Source organism: Actinophytocola sp. (genome assembly GCF_050699935.1).
Lineage (GTDB): Bacteria > Actinomycetota > Actinomycetes > Mycobacteriales > Pseudonocardiaceae > Actinophytocola.
In genome coordinates this window covers 1-17,733 of sequence record NZ_JBOHGB010000148.1, presented here as the reverse complement: position 1 = coordinate 17,733, position 17,733 = coordinate 1, and the positions used below count along the sequence as shown (strand labels likewise).

Below are 17,733 nucleotides of genomic sequence, written 5' to 3'. Positions count from 1 at the left end.
CCGGGTGCGGGCCACCTGCCGGTCGACGACCTCGACGGCCTTCCGTACGCGGCCGAGCTCGAGCAACGCGCTGTCGCGCACCAGGGGATCTCGTCGGGCGCGCTGGCCGAGCCCGGCACCGGCGTACTGTCGCCCGCCACGCGGCGAGCAGCTCCGCGGGCGCGGTCCAGGGCGCGCTCGCGGGCGGCGGCGTTCCCGGCGAGCGCGTGGCCCTGCCTCGCACCGGGCGGCCAGGCCCAGGATCCGCGGCCGGATCCCGCCGCGCCGCGCGGGCGAGCTCGACGGTGCCGTGCCGGTACATCATGATCTCGGCCCGGCGCACGAGAGGCTCGCCAGGTGCGGGGTCGCGCCGGCGTAGGCGTAGGCGACGGCCCGGTCGGTCCAGCGCAGCGCGGCGGTGTCGTCCCCGGCCTCATGGCTGATCCAGCCGCGTACTCGGCCACGCGGGAGGCGAGCAGCGGCTCGGTGCGCATGGGCTCCGGGTTGTCGGCGAGCGTGTGCAGGCGCGCGATCACCCGAGCGAGCACGGCGCTCGGCCGCTGCACCCCGTTCTCGATCTTGCTGACCTGGCTCTTGCTGTAGTCGATCCGCCGGGCCAGCTCCCCGACGAAATACCGGCGTCGGTCCTGACTTTACGCAGCAACGCGTCAATGACTCGGCCACCGGATCCTCCCAGATTCGCACCTGCGAGTGGAACTTCCCGACATTCCGAAGGCAATGTTTTCCCGCGCGCGGGCCCGCCCTCTCGGACCCGCGTCGCGAATACCGGCTAGTCACCCCAGTCGTGCCCGTCGGTGGTGGTCGGGGGCGGCGGAGGTGGGGTCGGATAGGCGGAAGCCGAGCCGGAAACTATCGACGGGACCGCGACCGCGATGGCCCGCGGCGGCACAAGACGACGACATGATTGCACTCCTTGGCTGGGTTTCGGCGCTTTCCGCGCCCCACCAAGGAGAATTCCCGTTGCCGTCTCGACTGACGACGAGGTGCCCTTTTCCTGTTGGTCAGGAAACAGGAAACACCATCAGACCAGCCTTTCACCCGAGCGGCCAGAACGAGCTGCCAGCGTGCGGAAGTCGCCCCGCGAGAACCATGTCCACGAGCCGGTCGGCCGGATCCGGTGCACCTCGAGGTCGGCCTCCCCCGGCTCCCGCCCGGGTTCCCTCGGCGCCAGATCCGTGGCGAGAAAGGCGTGGTCGCGGTGTGGTCGGTGAAGGAGTCGGCACCGTCGACGGCCCCGAGCGCGGTCCACGTGGTGGCCGAGGTCCCGGGCTCCTCGCGAGGCGGCGGCGGGCACCTCGCCGCCGGGCCCGATCCCGCCGCACCGTGAACCACCGGAAGCGAACACGACTCGGAGGACAGGCAATCCCAGCCCGACTCAACCACGCCCGCCAGTCATCCACATGATCACCGCTTGAGCCAGATGAGAGGCCGTGGTCCCCTTCGACTGTTCGACGCGCCGTCGGAGATTCGGCCGCCGGCCGCTTTCAAGGGCGTCTGTCAGCTCAGCTCGGCCTCCAGCGCGGTCAGCAGGTCGGTCGCCAGGGGTTTCAGCTGCTCCAGCGGGGTTTGCGGCGAAACCGTGATGTCGAGCGGGAACTGTTCGTCGCCGGCGGTGAACACGACGACCAAGAGGGATTGGTCCACGCGTCCGCCGTCCAGCGGAGCGTTGCCGTAGCCGGCGCCGAGCCCGTCGATCCGGTCGTAGTCCCCAACCGCCTCGCTCTCGCTCACCAGGTCGGTGAACCCACGGTCCAGAGCCTCGTCGACGCTCTTGCCCAAGGTCTGGCCGACGTGGGTCGTGACAGCGGGCGGCAGGGTGTCCACCTCCATCAACGTGAACTCGACTCCGTACCGGCAGGTCTTGCTGAGGATCGGGGCCGACCGGACCGGCGACCCTTGGCGTCGGTGACGACGACGTCCAGCGCCCGCTCGATCGCGTCGTTCGGCAGCAGCTCGCACAGACGCTGCGAAGTGAGGTTCTCCAGGGTGGTTTCCGTCCGCGGCCCGCTGGTGTCGCCTTCCCCGGAGCTGTCGGAGCACGCACCGAGCAACAGCACGGACGCCAGCAACGCGACTGCTTTGACCACCACGAACCTCTCCCCCAACCGAGTCGATGCCGTGCCATGGTGCCTGGCGACCTACCGGGCCGAGCGAGAAACCGGCGAATCCTCGGCTCTCGGGGTTCTCACGTAATTCGCCAGCCGAGCCAGAAGTAGCGCCGCCGCACCTCGGCCGGGCCGCGGCAACGAGTCGGGCGCCGGGACACCGGGTCCACATCGGACTGTCCACCCCGGACAGCGAGCCGGGCGTGCGGAAGCCGCGAGTGACGGAGAAGGCCGGCGGGCCGACCTCGACGCACGCTGGGCGAAGATCTGCAAGTAAGCACCACGTGGCGCGCCTGCAGGGATTCGAACCCCTAACCTTCTGGTCGGATGATCATGTCTCGACACTGCTCGTCGTTCGGCGGTTCCCTTACGGGGAAACGAAAACGCCGATCGTGCGTGGCGGTCGTTTGACGTCTCTTCGCGACGTTTGCATGGGTAAGGCATGGGCGCGATCATGCTCGCTGAGCGTTGGGTAACGCGCCGTGGCGGCTGAACGATCGGTACGCGCGTGGCTCACCAGCTCGGGCACAAGCGTGTGAGTGAGACGCAGGACACGTACTTCGGCCGGTCGCAGCCGAGTCCGCAGGTGGCGACGCTGCTCGGGGTGATCGACGAAAATGCGTGATTTCGCATGGGTAAAAAACGGGGCCGATCTTGAAGGATCGGCCCCACGCTGCCTCAACCAGGCAACGCGCGCCCGAAGGGATTCGAACCCCCAACCTTCTGATCCGTAGATCTGGCGCCGCAGGCGACCACCGCCTCTGCCAGCGACCATAGCAACAACCACGGCCTCCGTGGCCTCCACAGTCACCCCTACATCCCTGATTTGGGTCCCGCGATGGGTCCCGAGTGTTCGACTCTGATTTCAAACAAGAGGAGAAACCAGTCTCGAGATCGGACATGCTGCGCCAGCGGACCCGGCCCTGCTCCACGAGCGGTGCTACCGCGTGCGCACCTCGTTGGTCGCCGAGGGATCCCCATCCCAGCAGGGAGATCGGGTCATCACGGAGTGCAGTCAATCGACCGTGCCGCGCTCCACAACCCACCGAGTGGGTTGGCCGGTGACCTGCTCGATCAGCTCGAAGTCTCCGTCGTAGTGCAGAACGGTCAGCTCCATCCGCAACGCCACTGCGGCGATGATGAGATCCGGCACCTTGCGCCCCTTGAGACCCAGCGAGGCGAGCGCTCGCTGGGTCTCCTTGGCCTGGTCAAAATCTGACGACACGACGTCCACTACCGGAAAGGCACCCAAGGCGCGTTGCAGTGCGTCCCACTCGTTCGCGTTGCGGGCAGAGAAACCGGTCTCAAGGTCCGACATGGTGCACCGACCGACCCGGCCCTGTTCCGCGAGGGGCGCTACCGCCTCGCGCACCTCGCTCTTCGACAAGCGAGTCAGCACACTGGTATCGACCAGCCAGGTCAGCGCCATGCCTGCTCTCGATCGGCGAACTCGAAGGCCGCCAGCGTGTCCAGGGCTTCAGGCACGTCCGAGCGCTGATGCGCCTCGCCGGCAGCGAGGCGAAGGGCGGTGTTCACCGTGTCCTTCATCGTCGCCGTGCCGAGTTGCCGCCGCGCCGCTTCGAGTACGTCGTCGTCGATGTCCACCAAGTGCTTCACGACCACAGTATATACCCCGCAGGCTCTATATATATCCTGTGTGGTTGAGAGCCAGCCCCTGGTGGGCCGGTTCTTGGCGGCGCAACGTGGACATCCACGGTTGAGCCACCTACCGGTCAGTGCGTAGCAGTTCGGTGAGGCGTTTGCCGACGATCGAGATGCTGGGTGTGGGCTCGCGGTCGACGAAGGTTTTCTTGTGGCGGCGGAGCAGTTTCTCGCCGTCGCGTTGCCAGGAGAAGCCGGGTTTGCGCAGTAGGGCGCGGAACACGGGGTCGGCGCCTTGGGGGTGGTGGTCGACGAGCCGGCGGATTGCCAGCGGGGAGATCGAGTCGTGGTGGAGGTAACTGCGGAGGGCAGCGAGGCGGGAACGGTCCCGGGCCAGCGTCGGATCGGCGAACAGGTCGTCCAGAAAGCCGAAGTTCCGGTAGAGCGTGAGCCCTTCGACCTCGTCGTAGATCACCGCGATGCTGTCGGCTTCGAGCAGATCCTCGGACAGCGTCCCCAGATCCGGAAGTGCGGATTTCGCGGCGCGCCTGGCTGCCTTGGCGTCCAGTCCTGCCATTGCCCGCTGTTGTTGGCGGCGGTAGTGCTCCCGCAGTGATTCCTGGGCTTCGTGCGGCGGCAGCACCGTCAGGTCGGCGCCGACCTGGTCGATGAAGTCCGCACGATGCTCGGCCTGGATCTCCCATGCCCGCTGGAGCATGGCCGGGTTCCGCCGGAGCAGTTCCGGATGGGTGGTGATCTGTTCGGCGGCGGCACTTGCGATCTGCTGCCGAGCGGACTTGGGGAAGGGGCTGTAGTGCCCGGTCACCAGCCAGGCGTCGGTCGCGGGGTGGAGCGGCACACAATCCGCCCGACGACGAACATGCCCGCGCGTAGCTTGGCGAACGCTTCCCGGCCCATGTTGGAGTAGACACGGTAGACCATGTCGTCGAGGAGGTTGTGTAGCAGGACGGCGTCGCCGTCGAACCGGCGAACCTCGAAACACGCCTCGACGACGTCGCTCCAGCCGAGGAGCATTTTCCGCTCGTCGGCCGACAACGTCGGCCGACGCCCGGCGACGAACCGTTCGAGCACGGTGCGGCCGTCGGACAGGCGGTGCCGCAACGCGAAGTGGTCGACGGCGAGGACGGCTGTGCCTTCGTCGAGGTAGCCGTAGCGGTCGGCCGTCTCGAACAACACCGTATCCAGCCGCCTGGCGAACCGGGGGCTCTGCGCGAACGCCACGAGCTCGCCCTTGAGATCCGCGGCGCGGGCAATCAGTTCGCCGATCGAGGTGTCACTGTCGGTGGAGGACGTTGTCTGCGTGGTCATCGCGGCAACCCTATCGACCTACGGGACGGACCTGGCGCGGCCGCTCTACGGTGGTCGCGTGGACGATCTTCCGCTGGTGGAGGAGTTGGCGAGCCTGCGCGCGTTGACCGCGCAACTGCGGGCGGAGAACGCGCGGTTGTTGCGATTGCTGGAACTGAGCCCCAAGCAGGCGGCGCCGCCCGGCCCGGCGCAGATCGGCTTCTTCGAAGCGCATCCAGGCCCGGTCGATCGGCACTCGGCGCCTGAGACGAAGGTCGAGTTCTTCGCCGCCCTGTTCGCTGCCCGAACCGATATCTATGCGACCCGGTGGGAGAACACCCGCGCCGGCAAGGCCGGTTGGCTGCCGGTGGTACGTGGCGGGTGGCGCAAGGGCGTGCGGCATGAGGACCGCGACTACCTGCCACTCACCAAGGAGGTCCTGCGCGCCCACCTGACCGGGGAGAAGCACGTTGGGCTGTACCCGCTGCTGGACGGTGACCGGTGCTGGTGGCTGGCGGCCGACTTCGACGGGCAGACGGCGATGCTCGACGCCCTGGCCTACCTGAAGGCCGCCAGAACCTGGTCGGTGCCCGCCGCGCTGGAGGTGTCCCGGTCCGGAGTCGGCGCGCACACGTGGGTGTTCTTCACCGCGCCCGTACCGGCCGAGTCCGCCCGCCGGCTGGGTTCCGCACTGCTACGGGAGGCGATGGCACTGCGCGGTCACATGGACCTGGACAGCTACGACCGGCTGTTCCCGTCCCAGGACGTGCTACCCGCAGGCGGGGTGGGAAACCTGATCGCCGCGCCCCTACACGGCAAAGCACGCGCAGCTGGAGCGACCATGTTCCTCGACCTGGCCACGATGGAACCGCACGACGACCAGTGGGCGTTCCTCTCCACACTTGGCCGGATGAGCCCGGCGGAGGTCGACCGGGTCGCGCGCCGAGCAGGGCAGGTCACGGTCGGCGCGAGCATTGATCGGATCGGCGCACCGGTGTCGACCCGAATCCGTGTCACACCACCACCGATCGTGCGTGCACGACTCGGCGCGGGGATCCGGGTGGAGTCAGATGAGCTGACCCCGGCACTGCACGCGACACTCAAGCACGCCGCGTCGCTGTCGAACCCGCTGTTCTACGAACGCCAGCGACTGCGCATGTCCACCTGGGACACACCGCGGTTCCTGCGCAGCTACGACGAAACCCTCGACGGTGGGCTCGTCCTGCCCCGTGGTCTGGCTGACACTGTGGCTTCGCTGGTCGAGCAGGTCGGTAGCCGCCTCGAGGTGACCGACGAGCGAGCGGCCGGCGAGGAGCGGACGTTCACCTTCGCGGCAACACTGACCCGCCCACAACAAGCCGCCGTAGCCGACCTGCGTGAACACGACCTGGGCGTGCTGGTCGCGCCACCGGGCGCGGGCAAGACCGTCATCGCCTGCGCCCTGATCGCCGACCACGCGACGTCAGCGCTCGTGCTCGTCGACCGCAAGACCCTCGCCGACCAGTGGCGCACTCGCATCGCCGATCTCCTCGGTGTCAAGGCCGGCCAACTCGGCGGCGGCCGCCGCAAGACCCGTGGCGTGGTCGACGTCGCGATGCTGCAAACGCTGGCACGCAAGGACAACATCGAGGAACTCGTCGGCGGCTACGGCCTCGTGGTGGTGGACGAGTGCCACCACATCCCCGCGGCGGCGTTCGAGCACGCCGTCAGGCAGATCCCGGCACGCCGCTGGCTCGGGCTCACCGCGACCCCGTACCGCCGCGACAAGCTCGACGACCTGATCGCCCTGCAACTCGGCCCGGTTCGCCACACGATCACCCACGCCACTGCTCCCCATGGCGACGCGCCGCAGCTCGAACTCGAGCAAGCCGGGCAGCGACCCACACCGGTACTGCACGTGCACGACACCGCCTACCGCTACGTCGGCGACGCTGACCCCTCCGTACCCGGCGGAATGGCGGCCATCTACCGCGACCTCGTCGCCGACCACGCCCGCACCACCCAGGTGGTCGACGACGTGGCGGCGGCACTGGAACGAGGCCGGCACTGCCTGGTGCTCACCCAGTGGGCCGCACACGTCGAGCGGATCACCGACGAGCTCCGGCAGCGGGTCCTGGACCCGGTCGTGCTGCGCGGCGGAATGAGCGCCAAGGCCCGCCGCGACGCCCTCTCCCGACTGAACGCCGACGAGTCACCGCTGCTGGTGGTCGCCACGGGCCCGTTCGTCGGCGAAGGATTCGACTGCCCTGTCCTGGATACCCTGTTCCTCGCCGCGCCGATCGCGTTCAAGGGCCGCCTGGTCCAGTACGCCGGACGCATTCTGCGCGTCCATCCGGGCAAGACCACCGCCGAAGTGCACGACTACCACGACGTTGACACCGGCGTCCTGGCCTCATCCCTGGCCAAACGCGCACCGGGCTACGTCAGCCTCGGCTTCACTGATCCACGCAAACTCAGGACGCGGGCATGACGTAGCCCAGCTTGCGCAACGCCGCGCGGAACTTCAGCTCCGCGTCGAGCGGGACGATGAGGTGACGCTCACCGATAAGCCGGCAGAGGGAACGCGTCCCGCGATCGCGAGCGATGAGCGTCGCCAGCGCCGAGTCGGCGCATTCGATCACGCGCGCGTGCCCGAGGTCGGTCAGCTCGCCGGCACGACGGGTGACCTCGGCGAGGAGGACCTCCAGCGCGCCGGGCAACTCGTGCTCGGCTCGCCGGACAAGAAAGCCGGTGAACTCGGTCAGGTCACGTCCGCTGTCGACCGCGACGAGCAGGCTCGCCGCGGAGACGGTCCACACCCGATCCGCGGTCCGCTCGGCGAACGCCGACAACAGCAGCTCATCACCCGGCGCCAACGAGCCGGTGACCACCACGTCCAGGTTCGGCAGGACCTTCAGGACCCGAGCCTGATCGGCGACGGCCGTCGGCTGGTAGCTGTCCACCATGCCCAGTGCGAAACAGCTCAAGGCATTGAGCCGGACTGCCTGCAGACCGTCGTAGCGGCTCAGCGCGTCCAGGTCATCCGCACCCCAGTTGTCCCGGAAGTCGTCCCGCTCGCCTGCGGGGTGCACGTACTCGAGATCGACGAGGCCTAGTGTGCCCGCATACTCGAACAGCACCGCCAGCGTGTAGCGGCCTTCCAGGAGCTCCCAGCGGTGGTAGCCGTCATAACCGAGGCTGCCGTACTGCGGGTCTTCGAGGTACAGCTTCCACAACGCCATGTCATTGCGGGCGATAGTGGGACTCAGGTTTCCTCGTCGCATGGTGGTGAACAGACCGTCCACGCCGATCCACTCGTTGGGCGGGCAGTTGGCCAACGCCCTGGCGACGATCTGCCGGCGCGGCTTGGCCGCGCTGAGCACGTTCTTGCTCCGCTGGCCCTTGATCTCCTCGATCCGGCTGAACTCGTCGATCACCGCGTGGGTCAGCCACCGCTGCCACAACGCCCGGATGACCTCCGCCGCTGGCGCGCTCAGCGCGGCACGGCCCTTGGGCGTCAGCCGCAACCGCCCACCGTCGATCCTGGCCAGCCCACCCGCCTGCAACAGCAGAGGCCACGCGAACGCCGCGATCGATTCCGACACGTAGAAGTCGCCGTTTACCAGACGCGAACCCACCGCGTGCATCGTTGCCGCCGACGGCCGGCCAGTCTTCTCGCTGCACCGCACCTCACCCGCCGCGCACAGCTCCAGCACCGTCCGCAGGTTCAGCTGGGCCTCCTGCTCGGTCAGCCGCACCCGGTGCTCCATGACGTCGCTCATGCTCTACACCCAATGCCGGTAGGCCTCGACCCACTCCGCCCCATCAGGCGGTGGTGTCGGCAGCGGCAGGTCGAGGATCGGAATCCGCTGCAGCGACCAGCCTCGCCGGCACACCGCGACAATCGTGTCGTCAGTGGTCAGGTCCACCTTCGCCACGGTGACGTCGACCCCCAGCACGCTGGTCTGGAACGGCACAGCGAGATGATCCTCGAGCATCGTGTAGAAGCCCGTCACGCACTCGCTGTCGTTGTAACAGTCAACCGTCGCCTCCGCGACCATGGCCTCCAGCGCCTTACGACTCAACGACCTCACCGCGCAGAGACTAGCGAACCGTCACAAAGACACCGAGCACACGTGTAGCCAGTCGCCGAACCGAATGCTCATGCAGCGGCGCGTCTGCGTTGATCCAGTGTGCGGTCGCCGCGCGGATCCCGAACCTTCTTGATCCCCGTATGGCGTCGGACGGCGCTGGCCGAATCGCCCGGTTTCATGTTCTCATGATCGGCGGAACGCCTGCAGCGGCCGACCGGACCCGTCGTCCAAGATCCAGAATGACCGGTCGGAGACCACTACGTCGGCGACAAGTGGTCCACACGGCCGTGACTGCGGGATCAGAAGGGTCTAGCTGCAGGAACGACGCACAGTCATCCCATTTACCAGCAGGCGCATCCCTGTACTTAAAGGGATGTCATAAAGGGATAGATCATGACAATCCATCCCTTATAGACGATCAACAAGTCTCTGACCTGCCGATCTATGTGCGCGCCCGAAGGGATTCGAACCCCTAACCTTCTGATCCGTAGTCAGATGCTCTATCCGTTGAGCTACGGGCGCATGTTCAGTTGTCAAGCGGAGGCTCCGGGATTTGAACCCGGGAGGGGTTGCCCCCAACCGCATTAGCAGTGCGGCGCCATAGACCAGACTAGGCGAAGCCTCCCGGGGCCCCAGGGCGCTCGGCGGTTAGCCTACAGGGGCGCTCGATCCTGCCGCAAAGGACCTCCTGCGAGGGTGCTGACCTGCGGTTAGCTGGGGAGGAAGGCCTTCAGGGAGTCCGGGTTCGCCAGGGCGTCTCGGCTCACGGCCAGCTCCGGTGGGGTGCCGGCCAGGATCTTCTTCACCGGGACCTCGCACTTCTTGCCGTTCAGGGTTCTCGGGATCTCGGCCACCTGGACGAACTTGTCCGGGACGTGCCTCGGCGACAGGGCGCTGCGGAGCGTGCTGCGGAGGTGGGGCACGAGGTCGTCCAGTGCGACACCCGACGCGAGGACCAGGAAGCACAGGAGCTCGCCCTCGGCGTTGCCCGACGTGTCGATCACCAGGGAGTCGACCACCTCGTCGAAGCCCTCCACCACGCGGTAGAACTCGCTCGTGCCCATGCGGACGCCGCCTCGGTTCAGGGTCGAGTCGGACCTTCCATAGATCACGGCCGAGCCTCGGTCGGTGATCCTGATCCAGTCGCCGTGGCGCCAGATGCCCGGGTACGGCTCGTAGTAGGCCTCGCGGAGCCGCGTACCGGAAGGGTCGTTCCACAGGTAGATCGGCATCGAGGGCATGGGCCGGGTGATCACCAGCTCCCCGACCTCCTCGACCAGCTCCTTGCCCTGCTCGTCGTACGCGGCGATCGCGGCGCCGAGCATGCGGCAGCTCAGCTCCCCCAGCCACACCGGGACGTCCGGCGCCGAGCCCACGAACGCCGCGCACAGGTCGGTGCCGCCCGAGATCGAGCAGATCTGGACCTCCGCGCCCACCTCGTCGGCGATCCACCGGAAACCCTCGGGGCTCAGCGGCGCACCGGTCGACCCCAGCGCCCGCAGCGCCGACAGGTCGTGCGACCGGCCGGGTGTCAGGTGCGCCTTGAGACACGACTGGACGTACGGCGCCGACGTCCCGAAGTACGTCACGCGATGACGCTCCGCCAGTCGCCACAGGGTGGACAGGTCCGGGTGCGCGGGGCTGCCGTCGTACATGACCACGGTCGAGCCGACCAGGAGGCCGGAGATGAGGAGGTTCCACATCATCCAGCCGGTGGTGGTGAACCAGAAGAACCGTTCCCCGGGACCGAAGTCGCAGTGCAGCGCCAGCGTCTTCAGGTGCTCCAGCACGATCCCGCCGTGCCCGTGCACGATGCCCTTCGGCAGGCCCGTGGTCCCCGACGAGTACAGCACCCACAGCGGGTGGTCGAACGGGACCGGGTCGAACGACAGCGCCGCACCCTCGTGCGCGGCCAGCAGGTTCGACCACGGGAGCGCGCCCTCGAGCGTCGCCTCGGCGGACAGGTAGTCGATCAGGACCGTGGCGCGCAGCGACGGGATCTCGTCGCGCAGCCGCTGCACCGTGGGGCGGACGTCGAACGCGCGGCCGTTGTACAGGTAACCGTCCACGGCGAACAGGACCACCGGCTCGATCTGGGTGAACCGGTCGGCGATGGCGCGCGCCCCGAAGTCCGGCGAGCACGAGGACCACGTCGCGCCGAGGCTCGCCGCCGCCAGGAACGCCACCAACGTCCGCGGCGTGTTCGGCGCCAGCGCGACCACCCGGTCCCCCTTGCGCACGCCCAGTTCCACGAGCGCCGCCCGCATCGCCGCCACCTGCCGGCGCAGCTCACCGTACGTGACCCGCTCGGACCGGCCGTCCTCGCGCTCGAAGAGGACGGCGAGGTCGTCGTCGGCCTTGCCCGGCCCGTCGGCCAGCGAGTGCTCCGCGTAGTTGAGCGTCGCGCCCGGGAACCACTCCGCACCCGGCATCGCGTCGTGCCCGAGCACCCGCGCGGGCGTCGAGTGGAACCGGACCTCCAGGAACTCGGCGAGCGCGCCCCAGAAGCCCTCGAGGTCGGTCGTCGACCACTCCCACAAGGCCGGGTAGTCCGGCACCTCCACACCGCGGTTCTCCCGCAACCACGCGCGGAACGCCGACATCCGGCTCGCCGCCACACGGTCCGGGTCCGGACGCCACAACAGCTCTGGGGTGGGGGTCATGACATCAGTTCATAGCCCATATCCCGGGACCTGGCCATGGTGGTCGCCCACACACCTCAGCCGCGAACCTCGGCCACCATCTCCTCCGCCATCCCCGTGAGGCGCGGCAGGTCGGCCGGCGTCACCGTGATCCACGACCCGTGCCGGCGCAGCGCGTAGCGGCCCTCGTCGGTGTCCAGCCAGCTGACCAGGCTCGGCGAGCGGTACCCGCGACCCGTGGCGCCGAGCTGACCGCCACCGCGGCGGCTGGTCAGGGCGGTGGCGAACACGCTCGCGTCCGCCGGGCGCAGGCCGGCCTCGTGCAGGACGCGGGCGAAGCCCGACACCCCGTCGAGGTCGCCCTCGGCGCACGCCCGCTCGTAGTCGGCGGCGCTCACGTTCGCCGGGCGGCCGGGACCCGCGGGCGACGCCGAGATCGAGCCGAGCAGCGACTCGGCGAGCGCGCTCGCCGACACGGCACCGAGCCGGACCTCGCCGTCGACCCGGGCGGCGACCGCGGCGCTCCGGTCGTCCGTGGCCGCGTAGCCGACCAGCGGCGAGCCGGACCCGACCACCCGCAGGTCGAGCGTGACGTCGCCGGCGGCGAGCGTGTGCAGGATGCCGGCGAGGTCGTCGGCCGGCTCGTGGACGGTGCCGAGGTCGCGGTCCGCCAGCGCGCGGGAGGCCTCCTCGGCCATCGTCGCGCGGGACTCGCGGGTCCGGCCGATGTGCGTGACCTCCAGTGCCGCCGGCGGCTCGCCCAGGCCCAGCGCGGTCCAGAGCAGGAAGAACTCCGTCGAGCTCAGCTGGATCCAACCCGACGCCGGGTCACGCACGGCGCCCGTCCTCGCCGATCACCGGGGGCGTCGTGTGCTGGTCGGTCACGCCCCAGATGTCCTCGTCCTCCTGGAGGTAGGACGAGCTCGTGCGCTCGGCGTCCTCGCCGCCGCGCGCGCCGCCGGCACCCATCGGCATCCCGGTGACGCCCGACTGGCCGGACCGGCCGGGGGCGGCGCTCGCCGCGGACTGCTTGGCCTGGGTGGCGGGCTCGGTGGTGCCGCCGACGCCCGACCCGGGAGCGGGTGGCGTGGCGGCGCGGGCGGACGGGCCGCCGGTGGTGCTGGCCGGCCCTCCGGGCGACCCACCGGGCGAGGCGCCCACCGGGCCGCGACCGCGGGTGCCCGGCGGGACCGGGACCGGCTGGGGCGGCTGCGGTGGGTTCGGCGGGTTGGGCGGTGGTGGCGGTTCGGGCGGTCCGGTGGTGATCCGCGCGCCGACCTGTGGCGGGCTGAACTGGGGCACCGTGCCGTACACCTCGCGCGAGGCCTCCTGGAACCGCTCCATCGTGCGCGCGGCCTGCGCGTGCAGCGCCTTCTCCTGGCCGACCGGTCCGGCCGGGTCGGCCGTGATGGTCGCCGCGCCGGTGAACTCACCGCTGGTGAACGCGCGCACGATGGGCGTCGGCTCAATGATCTGGAACGGCGGCGCGGGCATCTCGTCTCGGGCGGTGCTGGCGTTGTCGACCTCGATCGAGACGCAGCCGGAGACCTTGGTGGCGAGCGTGCCGGCGTCGGCGGCCCAATCGGTGAGGCTCGCGAGCGTGTCCCGCGCGAGGTCGGCGGCGTCGCCCTGCCACGCGGCCGCGGCGGCCTCGACGATCTTGGCGAGCTCGGTACCGAGGTCGCCAAGCTCGTCGCCGATCCGGGCCCACTGCGCGGCGACGGTCATCGCGTCGGACACATTGAGTCCACTGTGGACCATCTGGTACAGCTCGTGGTGCGAGTAGGTCATCCAGTCGACCGTGGCGTCCAGCGAGTCCGGGTCCGGCTCGGGCGGGAGCGGGTAGGGCGGCCAGCACCGGGGCGGGGTGGGCCAGGTGGGCGGGTAGCAACCGCCGGGTGCGATCGAGTTCATGATCACTCCCCCGTGTCGAGACGGCCGGACGCGCGGTGCAGCTCGTCGGTGGCCTGCTGGTCGGTGGTCTGGTAACGGGCCGCGGCGAGGCGGATGATCGACTCGACCGCGTCGAGCAGCTCGTGGAAGCGCCCGAGCACCGGCGTGACGCCGCCGTCCTCGCCGACGGCGACCGCGCGCAGCCGCTGGGACATGATCCGGCCGACCCAGTTGTCCCCGAACCGCAGCGGCGTGTCGAGGCTCGCGCCGTCCTTGACGAGGTCTGCCGCGCGGCGGCGCAGGTCCGCGAGCTGCCGCAGCATCGTCTCCGCGGCGGTGAGGTCGATGCGCAGGCCGCCCGTGGCCGCCTGGTCCCTGACCTCCTCGACCTTGCCGGCGACCGGCACGAGTGCGCCGCCCGCGGCGGCGCCGAACGCGGGTGAGAATCCTTCGGTCATCAGGTGGGCTCCCCCCAAATGTGACGGATCGACAACGTCTGACAGTACCGGCCCGAGTCGGCTACCTAAGGACGATCAGGTCGGACAGCCGCCGCTCGATGCGCGCCGTGTCCGCTGGTGCGATCGTGAGCCACTCGACCCGGTCAGGAGTCACCTCGACATGAGCAAGGTAGCGACCGGCCGCGGTGTCGAACCAGTTGACCACCGGCGTGCGGCTGCGGCGGCCCACCGGGTCCACGCGGTTCGCGGCGAGCTGGCCGCCGCCGTGCCGGGCGGACTCGACCAGCGTGATCACCGTGCGCAGATCGCGGCCGGTCACGCCGCCCGCCGTCAACGTGCGCTCCAGCCCGAGGTAGCCGGACTGCTGGTACTCGTCGATCGCGTCGTCGAACAGCCGGCGTGGCAGGCGCGCGGCGCCGCCCGGACCCGGCTTCTCGTCCGGTAGCAACGCGATCACCGCGGACACCACCTTGCCCTCGCGGACCGGGACCACCCGGATCTCCTCGTCGGTCTGCGCCGCGAGGACGCCCTCGACGCCACGGCTGGCGGCCAGCACCCGCACGTACTCGCCGACCGACAGCTGCCCGTCGACGGTGAGGGCGCCGCGCACGAGCAACGTCAGCATCTCCTCGAGCCGAGGCGAGAGCGTCGCGCCGTCGTGCAAACCCTTGGCCCGCAACGACTCCCGCACCTGTTCGCGCAGCATCGCGCGCTCGTCCATGGTCTTGCCGAACGATGCGACGTCGATGGGATACGGCGCCTCGCCGAGGCCGAGGTGCTCCCAGATGAAGTCGAACTCCAGGTGGGACAGGCTGGTCACGCCGCCAAGCATGCCTTAGCGGACCTCTGCTCAGCGCAGGTGGGCGTCGAACCAGTTGAGCATCCGGTGCCACGCCTCGAAGGCCCCGTCCGGGTGGATGTCGAACCGGTGGTCCGTGGCCGGGAACAGCACGATGTCACTCGCCATCTCGGAGCTGTTGGCGGCCTCGCGCAGCGTGGCGACCTCGTCGGCGAACTTGTCGCCGTAGAGCCCGAGCCACGGGCAGCGCAGCTCGGCGGCCACCTCGACCGGGGCCGGCAACCCGGGCGAGAGCGGCTGGAGGATCCCGCTGCCACCGGCCACCGACACGGCCGCGCCGATGCCCCGTCGCGCGGCGACGACGAGCGCCACCCCCGCGCCGACCTCGAAGCCGACCACGCCGATCCGGTCCGCCCCGATCCCGTGCTGTGCCAGCCAGCCGAACGCGATGTCGGTGTCGGCCAGCACCGAGTCACCGGACAGCGCGCTGACCCGGTCGGCCGCCAGCGCCTCGTCGATCTCGGAGGACCCGTCGGCACCGTGGTAGATGTGCGGCGCCACGACCAGCCAGCCCTCCGCGGCCAGGCCGTCGGCGAGGGCCCGGACCGTCTCGGTGATCCCGCGGGCCTCGTGCAGGACGACCAGGCCACCTCTGATGACCCCGGGAGGTTCGGCGATGGTCATCCGGAGCGCACGCCCGTCGACCAGCTGGACAGGTTCGGTACGGGTGCCTGACATTGCGATACCCAACCATGTAGAGGTGAACACACGTCAACGAATCCGACCCGAATGGAGTAATGGAGGCCGCGTGAGTAGGCCTCTTAGTCGAGCAGGAGCCGCACGACCGCCACCAGTCCGACGAGGACGATCAACGCGCGCAGCCACGCCGGCTTCAGCCGCCGGCCGTACCGCGCGCCGAGCTGGCCGCCGACGATCGCGCCGGCGGCGAGGACGAGGACCGCGGGCCAGGCCACCTCGGCGGCGAACACGAACACGATGCCGGACACCAGGTACGCGGTCGCGGTCAGCACGTTCTTCACCGCGTTGAGCCGCTGCAGGTGCTCGTCGATCGTGATGCCCATCAGCGAGAGCGTGATCACCCCTTGCGACGCGCCGAAGTAGCCGCCGTATACGCCGGTGGCGAAGATCCCGAGCACCAGCCAGGGGCCGCCGTGCGCGGGGCGGTTGCGGTGCCTGGCGAGGCGGCGGGCGATCCATGGCTGGAACGCCACGAGGATCACGGCGATCAGGATCAGCCCGGGCACGACCGTCTCGAACGAGTCGGACGGCAGGACGAGCAGCAGCACCGCGCCGGCGAGCGCGCCGATCGCGGTCGTCGTGGCGAGCCAGCGCACCCGGGTGCGCTGGCCGGCGAGCTCGCGCCGGTAGCCGAGCACGCCGGTGAGCGAGCCGGGCAGCAGCCCGATCCCGTTGGAGACGTTGGCGACCACGGGCGGGTAGCCGACCGCGAGCAGCATCGGGAACGACACCAGCGTGCCCGACCCGATGGCCGTGTTCATCGCGCCCGCGACCACGCCCGTGCCGGCGACGATGAGTCCTTCGAGGAACGTCACCGCGGCGCGAACACGCAGAACTCGTTGCCCTCCGGGTCGGCCAGCACGTCCCAGTCGAGGTCGTCGCCGCGGGCACGCACCAGGGTGGCGCCGAGCTCGACCAGGTCGTCCACGCTGCCGTACACGTCGAGGTGCATGCGGTTCTTGATCGTCTTGTGCTCGGGCACGGGCTGGACCCAGATCAGCGGCCCGTCACCGGCCCGGTCGACGATCGGGACGGGCCAGTCGAGCGGACGCACCCAGCCGTCCTCGGGCGGCTCGACCTCGTCCCTGCGCGCGTAGCCCATCGCGGCGCACCACCAGTCCGCCAGCTCGTGGTGGTCGTTCGCGTCGAGGACCAGATCCTTGAAGCGTGCTGCCATGCCGGCATCGTCGCACGTGGACGGGCACCGACACGGATTCCGCACGACGTGGCCGCCTCCCGTGGGTCGCGGACGGCAGCACGGGACCACCCCACGCGGCTCGACGGCACCACACGCCACCGCCGGCCGGCGCGAAGCGCTCGACCGAGCGAATCTCCGCCCACGGCCGAGCCACTCGACCGATGCGAAAGGCCGCCCACGGCCGAGCCGCTCAGTGATGCGAAATCCCGTCCGCAGCCGGCAAAAGCTCCCCCGCGCGCACGCGCGTGCCGAACGCAAGCACCGAAAGCCCCACCCTGTTCCCGGGGGCCACCCTCACGTGCCAGCCTACCGGCGCACCCCGACCAACGGCGGGATCCGGCCCGTGCTGTGGATGGTTCGGGGAGTTGTGGACAACTCAGTGGTGCGCCGGTTTCTCCAGCCAGCGGAACGGGCCGTCGGCGGGGCGGGCGGACTTCTCGTAGCCGGCGTGGTGGAACAGGGCCAGCGAGCGGGCGTTGTCCTCGTGCACGTTGGCCTGGATCGTGGCCGGGCCGTGGCGGGCGCGCAGCGCGGCCTCACCCATCATCAGCAGGCGCGACGACAGGCCCTTGCCGCGGTTCGGCGGCGCGACGGTGATGCTGACCTCCCACGTGCCGGGGCCGGTCCGGTCGAAGCGGACCGTCCCCACGGGATGGTCGGTCTCGACGACCAGAAGCAGGCGGTCCGGGTTCGCGAGCGACGCGTGCAGCCACGCGCGGTGCACGGGCTCGGCGACCGGCTGGTGACCCCGGGACCACGCGAGCGTCTCGGCGTCGTTGCGCCAGGCCAGCAGCAGCGCGGCGTCGGACTCGGTGGCCTCGCGGACGGTCAGCTCCGCGGCGTCGAGGATCCGGCCGGCGCCGCGGCCGTCCACCGTGCGCGCCGCGGCCGCACCC

At 69.9% G+C, this 17,733-nt stretch carries 20 protein-coding genes and 2 tRNA genes; 3 read left to right on the top strand and 19 right to left on the bottom strand.

The window, feature by feature from the left end; all coding sequences use genetic code 11:
* Together ACRDTB_RS31425 and ACRDTB_RS31420 are read left to right on the top strand one after the other, a co-directional pair.
* A partial coding sequence (locus ACRDTB_RS31425; RefSeq protein WP_431435821.1) for a hypothetical protein occupies window positions 1-306 on the top strand: 306 nt, incomplete at its 5' end.
* Between the two features lie 883 nt (window positions 307-1,189).
* Window positions 1,190-1,327 (top strand): hypothetical protein, encoded by a 138-nt coding sequence (locus ACRDTB_RS31420; protein ID WP_431435820.1) that lies wholly within the window; start codon window positions 1,190-1,192, stop codon window positions 1,325-1,327.
* Window positions 1,328-1,497: 170 nt separating this feature from the next.
* On the opposite strand, the gene ACRDTB_RS31415 is transcribed toward ACRDTB_RS31420, so the two are convergent.
* The 6 genes from ACRDTB_RS31415 to ACRDTB_RS31390 all read right to left on the bottom strand — a co-directional run bounded on the left by ACRDTB_RS31415 (window position 1,498) and on the right by ACRDTB_RS31390 (window position 5,036).
* Window positions 1,498-1,830, bottom strand: coding sequence for a hypothetical protein (locus ACRDTB_RS31415; protein WP_431435819.1), 333 nt, complete (start codon window positions 1,828-1,830; stop codon window positions 1,498-1,500).
* The gene (locus tag ACRDTB_RS31410; RefSeq protein WP_431435818.1) at window positions 1,830-2,090 is read right to left on the bottom strand and encodes a hypothetical protein; all 261 of its coding nucleotides are present in this window, start codon (window positions 2,088-2,090) and stop codon (window positions 1,830-1,832) included. The genes ACRDTB_RS31415 and ACRDTB_RS31410 overlap by 1 nt, the downstream gene beginning before the upstream one ends.
* A gap of 1,030 nt (window positions 2,091-3,120) precedes the next feature.
* On the bottom strand, window positions 3,121-3,534 hold the full coding sequence (locus tag ACRDTB_RS31405) for a PIN domain nuclease (protein ID WP_431435817.1): 414 nt from the start codon (window positions 3,532-3,534) through the stop codon (window positions 3,121-3,123).
* The gene (locus ACRDTB_RS31400; protein WP_431435816.1) at window positions 3,525-3,710 is read right to left on the bottom strand and encodes a hypothetical protein; all 186 of its coding nucleotides are present in this window, start codon (window positions 3,708-3,710) and stop codon (window positions 3,525-3,527) included. Before ACRDTB_RS31400 ends, ACRDTB_RS31405 begins: the two co-directional genes overlap by 10 nt.
* Before the next feature lie 121 nt (window positions 3,711-3,831).
* Window positions 3,832-4,533: a hypothetical protein gene (locus tag ACRDTB_RS31395; protein ID WP_431435815.1), complete on the bottom strand. Its 702-nt coding sequence runs from the start codon at window positions 4,531-4,533 to the stop codon at window positions 3,832-3,834.
* Entirely contained in the window at window positions 4,530-5,036 is a 507-nt protein-coding gene (locus ACRDTB_RS31390; RefSeq protein ID WP_431435814.1) for a hypothetical protein, read from the bottom strand. Before ACRDTB_RS31390 ends, ACRDTB_RS31395 begins: the two co-directional genes overlap by 4 nt.
* A gap of 58 nt (window positions 5,037-5,094) precedes the next feature.
* Here ACRDTB_RS31390 and ACRDTB_RS31385 point away from each other — a divergent pair, with 58 nt between their 5' ends.
* Window positions 5,095-7,485 (top strand): TOTE conflict system archaeo-eukaryotic primase domain-containing protein, encoded by a 2,391-nt coding sequence (locus tag ACRDTB_RS31385; protein WP_431435813.1) that lies wholly within the window; start codon window positions 5,095-5,097, stop codon window positions 7,483-7,485.
* On the opposite strand, the gene ACRDTB_RS31380 is transcribed toward ACRDTB_RS31385, so the two are convergent.
* The 13 genes from ACRDTB_RS31380 to ACRDTB_RS31320 form a co-directional block, all read right to left on the bottom strand.
* On the bottom strand, window positions 7,469-8,776 hold the full coding sequence (locus ACRDTB_RS31380) for a helicase-associated domain-containing protein (protein WP_431435812.1): 1,308 nt from the start codon (window positions 8,774-8,776) through the stop codon (window positions 7,469-7,471). The genes ACRDTB_RS31385 and ACRDTB_RS31380 overlap by 17 nt on opposite strands.
* A gap of 3 nt (window positions 8,777-8,779) precedes the next feature.
* Window positions 8,780-9,055 carry a calcium-binding protein gene (locus ACRDTB_RS31375; RefSeq protein WP_431435811.1) on the bottom strand — a complete coding sequence of 92 codons (276 nt, stop codon included), beginning with the start codon at window positions 9,053-9,055 and terminating at the stop codon, window positions 8,780-8,782.
* A gap of 482 nt (window positions 9,056-9,537) precedes the next feature.
* Window positions 9,538-9,610: transfer RNA gene (locus tag ACRDTB_RS31370), tRNA-Arg, on the bottom strand.
* Between the two features lie 16 nt (window positions 9,611-9,626).
* Window positions 9,627-9,713: transfer RNA gene (locus ACRDTB_RS31365), tRNA-Ser, on the bottom strand.
* An 85-nt stretch (window positions 9,714-9,798) separates the two neighbouring features.
* On the bottom strand, window positions 9,799-11,751 hold the full coding sequence (locus ACRDTB_RS31360; RefSeq protein WP_431435809.1) for an acetoacetate--CoA ligase: 1,953 nt from the start codon (window positions 11,749-11,751) through the stop codon (window positions 9,799-9,801).
* Window positions 11,752-11,807: 56 nt separating this feature from the next.
* Window positions 11,808-12,566, bottom strand: coding sequence for an ESX secretion-associated protein EspG (locus ACRDTB_RS31355; protein WP_431435808.1), 759 nt, complete (start codon window positions 12,564-12,566; stop codon window positions 11,808-11,810).
* The gene (locus ACRDTB_RS31350) at window positions 12,559-13,644 is read right to left on the bottom strand and encodes a PPE domain-containing protein (protein WP_431435807.1); all 1,086 of its coding nucleotides are present in this window, start codon (window positions 13,642-13,644) and stop codon (window positions 12,559-12,561) included. Before ACRDTB_RS31350 ends, ACRDTB_RS31355 begins: the two co-directional genes overlap by 8 nt.
* A gap of 2 nt (window positions 13,645-13,646) precedes the next feature.
* Window positions 13,647-14,081: a hypothetical protein gene (locus ACRDTB_RS31345; protein ID WP_431435806.1), complete on the bottom strand. Its 435-nt coding sequence runs from the start codon at window positions 14,079-14,081 to the stop codon at window positions 13,647-13,649.
* Between the two features lie 61 nt (window positions 14,082-14,142).
* Window positions 14,143-14,901 carry an ESX secretion-associated protein EspG gene (locus ACRDTB_RS31340; RefSeq protein WP_431435805.1) on the bottom strand — a complete coding sequence of 253 codons (759 nt, stop codon included), beginning with the start codon at window positions 14,899-14,901 and terminating at the stop codon, window positions 14,143-14,145.
* Window positions 14,902-14,931: 30 nt separating this feature from the next.
* The gene (locus ACRDTB_RS31335) at window positions 14,932-15,618 is read right to left on the bottom strand and encodes a dienelactone hydrolase family protein (protein ID WP_431435804.1); all 687 of its coding nucleotides are present in this window, start codon (window positions 15,616-15,618) and stop codon (window positions 14,932-14,934) included.
* A gap of 83 nt (window positions 15,619-15,701) precedes the next feature.
* A complete protein-coding gene (locus ACRDTB_RS31330) occupies window positions 15,702-16,454 on the bottom strand; it encodes a sulfite exporter TauE/SafE family protein (RefSeq protein ID WP_431435803.1) in 753 nt (250 codons plus the stop codon).
* On the bottom strand, window positions 16,451-16,816 hold the full coding sequence (locus tag ACRDTB_RS31325; RefSeq protein ID WP_431435802.1) for a VOC family protein: 366 nt from the start codon (window positions 16,814-16,816) through the stop codon (window positions 16,451-16,453). Before ACRDTB_RS31325 ends, ACRDTB_RS31330 begins: the two co-directional genes overlap by 4 nt.
* Window positions 16,817-17,213: 397 nt before the next feature.
* A partial coding sequence (locus tag ACRDTB_RS31320; RefSeq protein ID WP_431435801.1) for a GNAT family N-acetyltransferase occupies window positions 17,214-17,733 on the bottom strand: 520 nt, incomplete at its 5' end.

Bases quoted from the DNA above. Each gene is read 5' to 3' on its own strand.
- ACRDTB_RS31335 (WP_431435804.1), bottom strand. From the start codon at position 15,618: ATGTCAGGCACCCGTACCGAACCTGTCCAGCTGGTCGACGGGCGTGCG.
- ACRDTB_RS31380 (WP_431435812.1), bottom strand. From the start codon at position 8,776: ATGAGCGACGTCATGGAGCACCGGGTGCGGCTGACCGAGCAGGAGGCC.
- ACRDTB_RS31415 (WP_431435819.1), bottom strand. From the start codon at position 1,830: ATGGAGGTGGACACCCTGCCGCCCGCTGTCACGACCCACGTCGGCCAG.
- ACRDTB_RS31405 (WP_431435817.1), bottom strand. From the start codon at position 3,534: ATGGCGCTGACCTGGCTGGTCGATACCAGTGTGCTGACTCGCTTGTCG.
- ACRDTB_RS31345 (WP_431435806.1), bottom strand. From the start codon at position 14,081: ATGACCGAAGGATTCTCACCCGCGTTCGGCGCCGCCGCGGGCGGCGCA.
- ACRDTB_RS31390 (WP_431435814.1), bottom strand. From the start codon at position 5,036: ATGACCACGCAGACAACGTCCTCCACCGACAGTGACACCTCGATCGGC.
- ACRDTB_RS31375 (WP_431435811.1), bottom strand. From the start codon at position 9,055: ATGGTCGCGGAGGCGACGGTTGACTGTTACAACGACAGCGAGTGCGTG.
- ACRDTB_RS31325 (WP_431435802.1), bottom strand. From the start codon at position 16,816: ATGGCAGCACGCTTCAAGGATCTGGTCCTCGACGCGAACGACCACCAC.
- ACRDTB_RS31350 (WP_431435807.1), bottom strand. From the start codon at position 13,644: ATGAACTCGATCGCACCCGGCGGTTGCTACCCGCCCACCTGGCCCACC.
- ACRDTB_RS31360 (WP_431435809.1), bottom strand. From the start codon at position 11,751: ATGACCCCCACCCCAGAGCTGTTGTGGCGTCCGGACCCGGACCGTGTG.